Source organism: Methanosarcina sp. MSH10X1 (assembly GCF_004099695.1).
In the GTDB taxonomy this organism is placed as follows: Archaea; Halobacteriota; Methanosarcinia; order Methanosarcinales; family Methanosarcinaceae; genus Methanosarcina.
The window spans coordinates 82,171-94,022 of sequence record NZ_SCHL01000007.1; the positions used below are offsets into that span (position 1 = coordinate 82,171).

At 42.5% G+C, this 11,852-nt stretch carries 11 protein-coding genes; 8 read left to right on the forward strand and 3 right to left on the reverse strand.

Annotated features, from left to right (window positions below; genetic code table 11):
• Positions 1 to 2 precede the first annotated feature (2 nt).
• Together gatA and gatB are read left to right on the forward strand one after the other, a co-directional pair.
• Complete coding sequence (gene gatA / locus EQO05_RS07880) at positions 3 to 1,430, forward strand: Asp-tRNA(Asn)/Glu-tRNA(Gln) amidotransferase subunit GatA (protein ID WP_128505357.1); 1,428 nt, start codon at positions 3 to 5, stop codon at positions 1,428 to 1,430.
• Positions 1,431 to 2,918 (forward strand): Asp-tRNA(Asn)/Glu-tRNA(Gln) amidotransferase subunit GatB, encoded by a 1,488-nt coding sequence (gene gatB / locus EQO05_RS07885; protein WP_128505359.1) that lies wholly within the window; start codon positions 1,431 to 1,433, stop codon positions 2,916 to 2,918.
• A 217-nt stretch (positions 2,919 to 3,135) separates the two neighbouring features.
• Here gatB and EQO05_RS07890 read toward each other — a convergent pair whose 3' ends face one another.
• Complete coding sequence (locus EQO05_RS07890; protein WP_205793741.1) at positions 3,136 to 3,954, reverse strand: nitrilase-related carbon-nitrogen hydrolase; 819 nt, start codon at positions 3,952 to 3,954, stop codon at positions 3,136 to 3,138.
• Between the two features lie 92 nt (positions 3,955 to 4,046).
• Here EQO05_RS07890 and EQO05_RS15510 point away from each other — a divergent pair, with 92 nt between their 5' ends.
• On the forward strand, positions 4,047 to 4,211 hold the full coding sequence (locus EQO05_RS15510) for a hypothetical protein (RefSeq protein ID WP_164888504.1): 165 nt from the start codon (positions 4,047 to 4,049) through the stop codon (positions 4,209 to 4,211).
• 195 nt (positions 4,212 to 4,406) lie between these two features.
• On the opposite strand, the gene EQO05_RS16105 is transcribed toward EQO05_RS15510, so the two are convergent.
• Both EQO05_RS16105 and EQO05_RS07895 read right to left on the reverse strand, forming a co-directional pair.
• Positions 4,407 to 4,541 (reverse strand): hypothetical protein, encoded by a 135-nt coding sequence (locus EQO05_RS16105; protein ID WP_255420842.1) that lies wholly within the window; start codon positions 4,539 to 4,541, stop codon positions 4,407 to 4,409.
• A 494-nt stretch (positions 4,542 to 5,035) separates the two neighbouring features.
• Positions 5,036 to 6,121 (reverse strand): hypothetical protein, encoded by a 1,086-nt coding sequence (locus EQO05_RS07895; protein ID WP_128505362.1) that lies wholly within the window; start codon positions 6,119 to 6,121, stop codon positions 5,036 to 5,038.
• Between the two features lie 54 nt (positions 6,122 to 6,175).
• Between EQO05_RS07895 and EQO05_RS07900 the strand changes: the two genes are divergently transcribed.
• The 5 genes from EQO05_RS07900 (at position 6,176) to EQO05_RS07920 (ending at position 11,584) form a co-directional block, all read left to right on the forward strand.
• Complete coding sequence (locus EQO05_RS07900; RefSeq protein WP_240664479.1) at positions 6,176 to 6,733, forward strand: dihydrofolate reductase family protein; 558 nt, start codon at positions 6,176 to 6,178, stop codon at positions 6,731 to 6,733.
• Between the two features lie 450 nt (positions 6,734 to 7,183).
• On the forward strand, positions 7,184 to 8,047 hold the full coding sequence (gene htpX, locus EQO05_RS07905) for a zinc metalloprotease HtpX (RefSeq protein ID WP_128505364.1): 864 nt from the start codon (positions 7,184 to 7,186) through the stop codon (positions 8,045 to 8,047).
• Between the two features lie 250 nt (positions 8,048 to 8,297).
• The gene (locus tag EQO05_RS07910) at positions 8,298 to 8,951 is read left to right on the forward strand and encodes a thymidylate synthase (protein WP_128505366.1); all 654 of its coding nucleotides are present in this window, start codon (positions 8,298 to 8,300) and stop codon (positions 8,949 to 8,951) included.
• Positions 8,952 to 9,081: 130 nt separating this feature from the next.
• On the forward strand, positions 9,082 to 10,374 hold the full coding sequence (gene aroA / locus EQO05_RS07915; protein ID WP_128505367.1) for a 3-phosphoshikimate 1-carboxyvinyltransferase: 1,293 nt from the start codon (positions 9,082 to 9,084) through the stop codon (positions 10,372 to 10,374).
• Between the two features lie 229 nt (positions 10,375 to 10,603).
• A complete protein-coding gene (locus EQO05_RS07920; protein ID WP_128505369.1) occupies positions 10,604 to 11,584 on the forward strand; it encodes a 50S ribosomal protein L11 methyltransferase in 981 nt (326 codons plus the stop codon).
• Positions 11,585 to 11,852: the final 268 nt, after the last annotated feature.

The window sequence follows — 11,852 nt, forward strand, 5'->3', positions numbered from 1 at the left end:
TGATGGCAAAATGGATGAGTGTTGCACAGGTTAAAGAGAGAATTAAAGAAAGTTCAGCCGAAGAAGTAACAGCCCACTACCTCGAAAATATAGGAAAGAGCAAAATTAATGGTTATATAACAGTTTCTGAAAAGGCTCTTGATCAGGCTAAAAAGATTGACTCTGAAGGACATAATGGCATTCTTGCAGGAGTGCCAATTGCGATAAAAGACAATATTTCCGTAGTCGGACTGCCAAACAGCTGCGGTTCAAGGATCCTTGAAGGCTACGTTCCTCCTTTCAATGCCCACGTTATTGAAAAGCTCCTCGCTGCAGGCGCAGTAATTCTCGGAAAAACCAATATGGATGAGTTTGCAATGGGCTCTTCTACGGAAACCAGCTATTACGGGCCGACTGCAAACCCCTGGGACCTTGAAAGAGTACCTGGCGGGTCTTCCGGAGGCAGTGCAGCAGTCGTTGCAGCAGGAGAAGCTCCCCTTGCCCTTGGTTCGGATACTGGCGGATCAGTACGCTGCCCTGCGGCTTTCTGCGGGGTTGTTGGGCTTAAACCTACGTACGGAGCCGTTTCCAGATATGGAGTAGTAGCTTACGCAAACTCTCTTGAACAAATAGGGCCTCTTGCAAACAATGTAACGGATATTGCAATCCTTATGGATGTCATAGCTGGCTACGACCGTCGAGACTCAACTTCTATTGACAGTAAAACCGAATATCAGAAAGCCCTTGTAGAAGATATAAAAGGTCTTAAGATCGGAATCCCGAAAGAGTTTTTCGGGGAAGGTATACATCCGGATGTTGAAAAAGCCGTATGGAATGCTATTCACAAATACGAGGATTTCGGGGCTTCCCTGGAAGAAGTCTCTATGCCCAATATAAAGTACGCACTTGCCTCGTATTATATCATTGCAATGAGTGAAGCTTCCTCAAACCTGGCCCGTTTCGATGGAACACGGTACGGATTTAGAGAGAGCGGCGAAAACTGGCATGCAATGGTTTCGAAAACAAGGGCTGAGGGTTTCGGGACAGAAGTAAAGAGAAGAATTCTGCTTGGGACCTATGCGCTTTCGGCAGGATACCATGATAAATACTATTTGAAAGCCCTGAAGGTCAGGACCCTTGTGAAGCAGGACTTTGACAGGGCGCTCTCAAAAGTTGATGTACTCATGGCTCCAACCATGCCGAACCCTGCTTTTAAAATAGGAGAAAAAATCGAAGATCCGCTCACACTTTACCTTTCGGACGTGAATACCTGCCCGATCAACCTTGCAGGCGTGCCCTCAATTTCCGTGCCGTGCGGTTTCACTGAAGGCCTTCCTATAGGGCTTCAAATAATGGGCAAGCCCTTTGACGAGTCTGCTGTGCTGCGTGCAGCGTACACTTTCGAGCAGAATACCGATTATCACACAAAGAGGCCACAGGAGGTGGCATAAATGGTCTATGAGAACCCTGAAGGGATAAGGATCGGGCTTGAAATCCACATCCAGCTGAACAAACTTAAGACCAAGATGTTCTGCGGCTGTTCCACGGACTACCACAATGCAGCGCCCAATACTCACACCTGTCCGGTCTGTCTGGGCCTTCCGGGAGCGCTTCCTGTATTGAACAAGAAAGCAGTGGAAGCTGCAATTAAAGTGGGACTTGCCCTTGAAGGAGAGATTGCAGAAGAGACGCAATTCCACAGGAAGAACTATTTCTACCCTGACCTTCCCAAAGGTTTCCAGATTACCCAGTATGATTTCCCAATCGTCAGCAAAGGAAAAGTCGTAATTGAAGGCGAAGACGGGGAGCATACGGTCGGAATTACAAGAGCTCACATGGAAGAAGATCCTGGCAAGCTTGTGCATATAGGAAGCATAGGGAAATCAAAGGGTGTCCTTATCGATTACAACAGGTCAGGTATGCCTTTGATTGAGACTGTTACAGAACCTGATATGCGCAGCCCCAAAGAAGCAAGAAGGTTCCTTGATAAATTCAGGAATATCCTTGAATATCTGGACGTTTTTGACGGCAACCTGGAAGGCGCAATGCGTGTGGATGCAAACGTTTCGGTCCACTGGGGCACCCGCGTTGAGGTCAAGAACATTTCCTCTCACAAAGGAGTTGAAAGAGCCCTTCTCTATGAGATTATGCGCCAGAAGAATGTGATCCGACGTGGAGGGAAGGTCTCACAGGAAACTCGCCATTTCGATGAGGGCAGGGGCGTAACGCTTTCAATGAGGACAAAAGAAGAAGCTGAGGACTATCGCTACTTCCGCGAACCTGATCTCATGCCTATGCGTGTTACTGACTGGATTTCTGCAATTAAGGAAACCTTACCTGAACTTCCGGATGCCAAACGTGCTCGTTTCATGGAGCAATACGGAATTACGGATATGCACGCACGGTCTCTTACGTCAAAGATTATGCTTGCTGATTTCTATGAAGGTGTCAGTGCAAAAGGTGCGGATCCGAAGTTTGCAGCCACCTGGACGGCTGACGTTTTCCTTGGGGAGTTAAATTACCGTGACCTCGCAATTTCTTCTTACGATGGAGAGAGAATAGGTTTCATCCATGCAAAAGATCCGAGAATAAAGAACTCCTTTAAGGTTTCAGATATGGTAGAATTGATTAACCTTTTTGCCGAAGGTAAAATCAGTGATAGGGCTGCAGTAGAAGTAATTCGAACCATGCTGGATACCACAGAGGAAAAAACCCCGTCCCGGATTATCGAAGAAAAGGGCCTTTTTAAAGCAGAAGACGACCTGGTGACTAAAGCCGTTGCAGAAGCAATTGCCGAAAATGAAGCTGCTGTACAGGATTATCTTGGAGGCACGGAGAAATCCCTGAACTTCCTTGTCGGACAGGTCATGAAAAAGACAAAGGGTACGGCAGACGCAAAAACCGCACGTGAACTGATTGTGAAAGAACTGAAAGGGTAACCCGGCAGGGTTTACCTTTTTACTTACTTCGAAATAAACTACGCTTTTGACTATTTATTTAAATTTTTATCTAAATTTTTATTTATCTAATTTTTACTATCAAAAGTTTTTAGTTCCTTTTTCTTAATTCTTATTTAGTTCCTTTGTTTCAATTTGTTATCTAATAAAGGTTTTTTTCTAAATATAGTTTTAAGTAATAGTTTTAAATAATTTTAAATTAATAAAGATCAGGTCTGCGATCTTCCAGAATCGAGCCAGCTTTCCTGATTTCCGTTGCCTTCTCATGATCGATTTCCCCTAGAAGGACACACTCTTCTTTTCCCGCTTCTGCAAGAATCTGGCCCCAACCGTCGGCGATAAAGGAGTTTCCGGTATAAGTTGAGTACCTGTCTTTGCCAACCCTGTTACAGGCAACATGTGGGAGCTGATTTTCAATTGCCCGTGAAAGAGACATAGTGTGCCAGGGATGTATATAAAAATCCGGGATCTCGGCAGCCGAAACCAGCAGGTCGGCTCCTTCAAGTGCCAATTTTCGAGCGACTTCAGGATACCGGAGTTCATTACAGACTATGAGCCCTATAGAAAGCCCGGACTTTTCCAGCCTGATAGGAGCGAGCCTGTCTCCATGCGCAAAGTACTCTTTCTCAGGACCGTAAAGGTGAGTTTTCCTGTGTATGCCCGCAAGTCTCCCGGATTCGATACAGAAACCAAGGTTATACTGAGGAGGAATTATACACTCAGAAGGAACGTTACTTTCATCGCTGGCTTCTGAACTTCCTCTCTTTTCTATCATTGAACCTGCTAGAATGCAATCGTGCGCTTTCGAGAAATCGCATAAGGCTTCCAGAGTAGGACCTGAAACCGTTTCAGCCACTTCTTCTATCCGGTCATAGCAAAACCCTGTTGAGAAAACTTCAGGATAAACTAGTAATTCAGCCCCTTTAGAAACTGCTTCCTCTGCCAGTAATAGTGCTCGCTCAAGATTTTCTTTTTTTGAGCAAAGGGAAATGTTCATCTGGATGCAGGCGGCTTTCACGGCAGTCACTCTCTCGTTGTATTATGTATAGGTCACTTTACTTCATAAAGTTACTCCACTTACTCAACTTTATAGTTTAAATTGGAATCGCGATGGAGACTGAGAATAACCTTGAAATAAAGAATAGCAAACCCCTCTTCACAGGCAAGACACTCACAGGGCGTGAAAACTTCAAACTTAATGGGATGATCTTATACACAAAGTATTCCGCTGAAAAAGAGATTGCAGGAAGTTTGAACAAAAAGGACACAAAATGACAGACCAATGTCCCAGAAGATTATTCAATCTGCTTTTAAGGTTTCATTAGTTGGGCTTCCGCGACTGTTTTAAACGAATAGATTATGGAAGAATTAAGATTAATTAATAACTTATCCAGCCTTTTAAGTCTTTATTTTCCGAGAAACTTTTTTGCCTGTCCAGGTATGTATTCTATTCCGGTTTATTGCTGAAGCTCAGATTTTTGTTGCCCGGACAACCCCGAGGCTTTCCATGATTTCCATTTCAGCGGGAGTGATAAACTTGCCGTTGCTTAACAAAAATCCATGCAAAATAGGTTTGGGAGAGGTCTCCTGGGTTCCGTCTTTCATATTCTGAGTCTCCTTTTCTATTATGTAATCCCGGAATAATTAGGATTACGGTATCCTTTTACCTAGCGCATATATAAATAATTTTCTAATAGTATATGATTGCTCTAAAGTTTAAGACACCTGGGTAACGATGTGGTTGCAGACATAATGTAGATTAAGCGAGAAACTTATAATCAGATTGGAAACACATAAAGGAGGTGAATTCTGGTGGGCACAAAATTCAAGGTTTTGCTGTGTACTGTGTTACTATATGCCTTAATGGCCGTTCCAACACCTGCTGTTAATTGGGGCACTTAATTATGGGAAAACAAATTAATCACAAAAATGAGGAGTTGTCTTACATTCTAAACTTTTGGCTCTATATAAGAAACCCTCAGTTTAAGCAAAAATAAGGTTACAATTTTATACATACTGACATTCGCAGTTTTTATTTTTGCTTTTTTATTTGGTTGCAGAACTTCTTGGTTTAAGAGTTTCTCCAAACTTCCTCTTTATTACTGAAAATCCGATAATAACTTTTTTTCAAACTTTCTCCTTATTTCAGCCGGAACCCTGTTAAAAGGACATCCGAAGTAGATGCAGTGGGAACACTCGTACTTCCATATCGTCAGCAAGAAAATTAAAATGGAAACTGAGTAAGTACCCATCAAAAACGGCTCTTTCAAAAGCCAGGAAATCGGGAAAAAGATTACGATCAAAAACCCCAGGGTAGTAATAGCAAGATCAAATTTTCCTGGGGGGTAAGGTCTGGGCTTGAAATGCTTCGGCCAGCCCCAGCTCATCATGCATCTCTGCTTTATCCCGCCAGTTGCATAATAAGGGCAATGTGTACAGAAAAAACGCTGTTCCAGAATGTCAAAGTGAAAGAAGACTAAAAAAACATAGACGAGCAGCCAGCCTGTAGAGTAAATGCCAATTGCAAGACCCGCCGAAAATAAGAGAATCAGGGTTACGAAGTTCCAGTACAGAAAATCCTTAAATTCATGCTTCATTTTAAGAGAAATGCATCCGCCTGAGCCTGACATCCTGAGTTTCTCTCCTGGGAGCTTAACGTTCCCGGAAAGGGCGCCCTTTTTCTCATGCGCTTGTTTTACACCTGCAGGTATTCGATTCACAGGACACTCGAAGTTAATGCACCTTACACACTCATACCGCTGCGCGGTCAAAAAGAACAGAGCCCAGGCAATGATATATGCTCCCAGCAATAGCGGGTCTCTGACCAGCCAGTAAACCGGAAAAAGAAAAACAGGCAAAGCTCCAAGAACAACCATAGCTTTCTCAAAAGGGTTGTGAGGACCGGATCGAGCTTTAAAAAGTTTTGGTATTCCCGGAAGCATCATACATTTTACGCAGCCCTTGCTCCGGATGTAGTGGAGGCAGTGGGTGCAGGCAAAACGGAATTCAATAGTAAGAAAGAAAAATAGGGCTATTCCTGTATAAACGGCTACCCACATGAACGAATCTCTGGCAATTGCTATCGAACCGATTAGAAAAGGGATAAGATTAAGGAAATTCCAGTAAAGGCGGTCTTTTAAAGAATGTTCGATTTTAAGGGGAATGGGCATGCTCGGGGGAGACATATAAGAAGCAAAATCACATAAACTCAGATAAAAGTTACTAAAGGGGAAGGGACATTGAAAGAAAATATGCCTAAAATAAAGCTCTATATCGCCTGCAGCCTCGACGGCTACATAGCCAGGGAAGACGGCAGCATAGACTGGTTGACAAAATATGATAACAATCCCGAAACCGACTACGGCTATTCCGAATTCTATTCCTCGATAGGAACAGTCCTGATGGGCAGAAAAACCTATGAACAGGTTCTGGGCTTTGGAAACTGGCCTTATGGGGAGAAAAAGTCATATGTTTTTACACGACAAAGCGAGCCCCTGCGCCGGGAAAAAAACGTAGAATTTGTTTCCGGTAACGTCGGGGAATTTGTTCGCCGGCTGAAGGGAAGTACTGATAAGGATATCTGGCTCGTTGGGGGGTCACAGCTTGTAAAGGCATTCCTTGAAGAAAATCTGGTCGAAGATCTGATTGTTACTATTGTTCCCATTATTCTTGGAAGTGGGATTCCATTGTTTGATCGGATTGGGAAAGAGATTAGATTAAAGACCGGAAGGGTGGAAAAGTATGGGAACGGGCTGGTAGGTATTGAGTATGTGGTTCGGGAATGGACACAAAAATAACCGGAATTTAACTTTGCTGAAAATTGGTTAAAGTAACTCTTCAATAAATACATATATTTTTGAGTCCAATATTAGTATGATTCCAAACTAATTATATCAAAATCACATCGAATATAAATATATGTAAAATTAAATATTAGTTATTATTAGGAATTTGGATTGTCCCAGGTTCTTAGAGAGAAGAATAAAACAAGCCAGACAACGGAGGGAATTTCCCTTTTTGGGAAAAAGGCTTTCCACTTTATAAAATTTAGAATTAATTTTAGATAAATAAGAAAGTCAAATAATACAATTGTGTCAACCTGCGTAACCAGAAGAAAAAATATATATCCGTAGTCAGAATAAATAGTACTAATTCTACGTGCTCTAACTTATGGAAATAAGTTTCAAACTAGAAGTCAAAGACCGAAAACCCAGACACTAGCCTGGGAGGACGTCGTGTGAGAAGTCATGAAGAACATGCTTAAAACTACAGTTTTGCTTGCCGCCCTGACAGGTCTCCTTGTTCTGATAGGAAACTACTTTGGGGGTACGGGCGGAATGATTATCGCGTTCCTGTTTGCAGTAATCCTGAATTTCGGAAGCTACTGGTACAGTGACAAGATAGTACTCAAGATGTACAGGGCAAAGGAAGTTTCCCCTGCGGAAGCTCCGAACCTGCACAGGATTGTTGATGGGCTCGTTATGAGAGCAGGAATACCAAAGCCTAAAGTATATCTCGTAGAGTCCGGAATGCCTAATGCCTTTGCGACTGGGAGAAACCCACAGCATGCGGCTGTGGCTGCTACAACCGGAATTCTTGAGCTGCTCTCCTATGAAGAAATGGAAGGCGTGCTGGCACACGAGCTTGCACATGTGAAGAACAGGGATACCCTGATAAGTGCTATAGCTGCGACCATTGCAGGTGTTATCACAATGCTTGCTCACTGGGCACAGTGGGCTGCGATTTTCGGCGGCTTCGGCGGCAGAGATGATGACAGCGGCGGTGGAATCATAGGCCTTATTGCAATGGCAATTGTAGCGCCTATCGCTGCAACTCTCATCCAGCTTGCAATCTCAAGGTCAAGGGAGTATGCAGCCGATGCAGAAGGAGCTGCTATTTGCAGAAAACCCTGGGCTCTTGCCAATGCTCTTGAAAAACTCGAATACGGAAACTCTCACTACAGACCGAGAGTCTCAGATGTGCAGGCAAATGAAAGCAGTGCACACATGTTCATTGTCAACCCCTTGAAGGGAGGAACTATCCAGTCTCTCTTCAGCACTCATCCTGTAACCGATGAGAGGGTAAGACGCCTGAGAGCAATGAGGATCTGAGAATACTTTTCAGATCTTCATTTTTTAATCCAATTTAATTTATCAGTATTTTTTATCCAGTTTTTATTTGATAGCTTCTTTATATATTTCTCTATCCCTCTTTTTTCCGGAATTTTTTTAAATTAAGTATGACATATGCTATCACTGATCAGAGGTAGCTTTCAAGGTTATGCTCTAGATAAAGCACATATAAAAGAAAGTGGTAAATAAAGAAAAAAGGTAGATTCCTGATTTTATCGGGGAATTTTCAATGGAAGACAGGTTTGAAATTGGCAGGATTGTCAGGGCAAAAAGTATCTCTGATGCGTGGTACCGCGGGCTTAATATTATCTGGAATCACGGACAGGTTATTACGGACGAGAGAGGAAGCCAGATCAGAGAATTCATGGATTTGATGGTGGTAATTGAAGATCCGTACATTGACAGGATCCCGCACGGTACTGCCTGGAATGAGGAAAGACTTGAAGAGTACGCAAAGCAACTGATCTCAGGAGAAAACGTACAGGACTTTGAGTATACATACGGACAGCGCCTTCGGAACTGGGATGGAAAAGTGGATCAGATCGAGTACGCAATCGAAAAATTACAGGAAACCCCGACATCCAGGCGAGCAATAGCCGTTACCTGGATCCCATCGGTGGATACTAAAGTTAGTGAAGTTCCCTGCATGATGCTCGACGATTTTAAGATAAGAGATGGAAAGATTCACCTCACCACTCTTTTCAGAAGCCATGATTTTGGCGGAGCCTATCCGGCAAACCTTTACGGACTTTCCAGGCTTCTCGAGTACGTAGCCGACAGGGTTGGGACCAAACCAGGAACAATCACTACTATCAGCATCTCAGCACATATTTATGACCATGATTGGGATCTGATAGAAAATATTGTAAAAGGGGTAAACTGAATTTTTAATCTCACCCAAAATTTCGAAGTGTTTAAGTTTGGTAGTATTCAAAAAATCTCTTCAGAAAGCTAAAAGTAAACACCTGAAACTTAAAAAATCTAAAATTAATAATAGAAGAGCTCTGGTACACATGCGTGTTTCTGTCGACAAATCTTCAGTTAAAGGGGAGGTTTTTGCCCCGCCTTCAAAGAGTTACACTCACAGGGCAATAACCCTTGCAGCTCTCTCAAGAGAATCAATTGTCAGACACCCCTTGATTTCAGCCGATACTCTTGCTACAGTCCGGGCTTCCGCGATGTTCGGGGCTTCGATTGAAAAGAAAGAGGACAGGTTTATTATCCACGGGATTAATGGAAAACCAAATATCCCCGACGATGTAATTGATGCTGCAAATTCAGGGACGACCCTACGCTTTATGGCTGCAGTAGCAGCTCTTACTGATGGAATTACGGTACTTACCGGAGATGCCTCGCTTCGTACCCGACCAAACGGTCCTCTTCTTGAGGTTCTCAATAAATTGGGAGTAAAAGCCTGCTCCACGCGAGGAAACGAGAAGGCTCCACTTATAGTTAAAGGCGGACTTGAGGGACAGGAAGTGAGCATTGACGGCTCTATCAGTTCCCAGTTTATCTCAGCTCTTCTCATAACCTGCCCGCTTGCAGAAAGCAGCACTATTCTTTCCATAAAAGGAAAACTTAAATCAAGACCTTATATCGATGTAACCCTTGAGATGCTTGAACTGGCAGGCGTTAAGATTCATACCGAAGACAGTAATGGTACCAGATTCATAATTCCCGGAAAACAGAAGTATGATCTCAAAGATTACACTGTTCCTGGCGACTTTTCTTCTGCATCCTACCTGCTCGCAGCAGCCGCTCTGACCGACGGGTCTGAAGTTACAGTCAAGAACCTTTTTCCCTCAGAGCAGGGGGATAAGGTGATCATTGAAACCCTCAGACAGATGGGAGCCGATATTACCTGGGATAAAGAAGCAGGTAATGTAACAGTCAGGGGAGGAAGACAGTTAAAAGCCATAACCTTTGATGCCGGAGCAATCCCTGACCTTGTTCCGACCGTTGCGGTCCTGGCTGCAACTGCCGAAGGTACGAGCAGGATTGAAAATGCCGAGCATGTCCGATACAAAGAAACAGACCGCTTGCATGCCCTTGCAACTGAACTCCCAAAGCTTGGAGTAAACCTTGAGGAGGACAGGGATAGCCTGACGATCACTGGCGGAAAACTGCAAGGAGCATCAGTACATGGCTGGCATGACCACAGGATTGTTATGTCCCTTACACTGGCAGGGTTGATGGCAGGGAATACGACAATTGGCACCACTGAATCGGTATCAATATCTTATCCTGATTTTTTTAAAGATATGCGCAGCCTTGGAGCAAAAATTAAGGATATTTCTGCAGAATGAGTTGAAAATACAATCAAGCTTTCCAATTGCAGATTGGATGCAGATTGAGTGCAGATTTTGCCTGACTTTGGAACCGGTCCTGGAAAATCCTCAGATTTCCAGTATTTTTTCTTTGAGCACCCTCTAAACGGTCAGAGAAATCATTTACCTTCTAAATTAACCTGAACCGGAATCCAGTAAACAGTAAGAAATGATATAGTACTTATACGAAATATCCACATTAAAACTTATGGAAATAAAATGCAGATGTGGGGATAAGTGCATAAAACCTGTTTTGGAAACACTAAAGGATATTGAGTCATTTTACAGACCGTGCAACGATTGCAAAGCAGAAAATATAAGGAAATTCTCTCCTCTAGCCGAACAGATTAATTTAGACAAAATAGATAATCATTTTGGAAGTTGTAAATGCGGTAAGAGATGTCTTGATATTGTAATGTCTCACGTACTAAAGGTAATGATCGATGAAGGAATAAAAGAGAAAAAAGCTAATTTAAGGAATTCATGTGTCCCTCTTGTGACTCCTGGCTATCCAACTAATTCTGTTCCCTATTTGCCTGCGGATTCTTTAGTAATATTATCGAATGAAATGGATAAAAGCTGTGCTGAAAGAATTGTAAAGGAAGTGGAGGAAGTTAAAGGGGTTTTAAAGGGAGACATAAGAAAGACTGTGGGTATAAAAGATTCTGATTCTGATCCTTATGTATATGAACTTCTTGCTGGATGCGATTTGAGGTGTGATATTGTACAGACTCCTTATGGCACTTTAGGAGTATACAAGTATCAGCATGAAATCCATATAGAGTTTCCGAGGATAGAATACCCCAAAATCGAGATACTTAGCAAAGTTTTGAAAGATTATGATAAACCTGCTGTTCTTGATTGTACATGTGGACCCGGGACTTTGGGAATCACGTGCCTTAAAGCTGGTGCGCGAAAAGTTGTTTTTAATGATATCTGGAATCCTGCAATAGAAACTACTTTGATGAATTTAGAAGCAAATGGATTCCCAGTCAAACATCCAGTCAGCGAAGAAGAATTAAGAGCGTCTGGAAACGAATTTGAAGTTTACAGTATGGATGTAAGAGAATTAGCAGATCGTTTGGATGAAAAGTTTGATATTTGTATTGTAGACACGTTTCCGGATGTAAATGCGACAGAATTTGTGGAAGCCGCAGGCAAACTAGGCAAAAAGGTTGTCGTAATTTGAAGTAAGATTATACTAACTATAATGTAGAAGAGTATTGACAACTTTATCAATATAAAAGTTAAAACTGTAAATACAAACATTTTGTATTTGAACTATGTATAAAGAAAAACGATAAATCTATTTTTTCCTGATAGAAAAAAACAGAGACTATTGGGATTTGCAGAACCTTTATACGCTACTAAAATACATCGACGAATTTAGCCATTTTTCTACCTATTATATCCTCTCACATTCTTGTTCAATTCTTCTCATCGTACCATTCATCCCT

Excerpts from the sequence above, each read along its gene's own strand:
- gatA (WP_128505357.1), top strand. The coding sequence starts at position 3 with ATGGCAAAATGGATGAGTGTTGCACAGGTTAAAGAGAGAATTAAAGAA.
- gatB (WP_128505359.1), top strand. The coding sequence starts at position 1,431 with ATGGTCTATGAGAACCCTGAAGGGATAAGGATCGGGCTTGAAATCCAC.
- EQO05_RS15510 (WP_164888504.1), top strand. The coding sequence starts at position 4,047 with ATGGAGACTGAGAATAACCTTGAAATAAAGAATAGCAAACCCCTCTTC.
- EQO05_RS16105 (WP_255420842.1), bottom strand. The coding sequence starts at position 4,541 with ATGAAAGACGGAACCCAGGAGACCTCTCCCAAACCTATTTTGCATGGA.
- EQO05_RS07895 (WP_128505362.1), bottom strand. The coding sequence starts at position 6,121 with ATGTCTCCCCCGAGCATGCCCATTCCCCTTAAAATCGAACATTCTTTA.
- htpX (WP_128505364.1), top strand. The coding sequence starts at position 7,184 with ATGAAGAACATGCTTAAAACTACAGTTTTGCTTGCCGCCCTGACAGGT.
- EQO05_RS07910 (WP_128505366.1), top strand. The coding sequence starts at position 8,298 with ATGGAAGACAGGTTTGAAATTGGCAGGATTGTCAGGGCAAAAAGTATC.
- aroA (WP_128505367.1), top strand. The coding sequence starts at position 9,082 with ATGCGTGTTTCTGTCGACAAATCTTCAGTTAAAGGGGAGGTTTTTGCC.
- EQO05_RS07920 (WP_128505369.1), top strand. The coding sequence starts at position 10,604 with ATGGAAATAAAATGCAGATGTGGGGATAAGTGCATAAAACCTGTTTTG.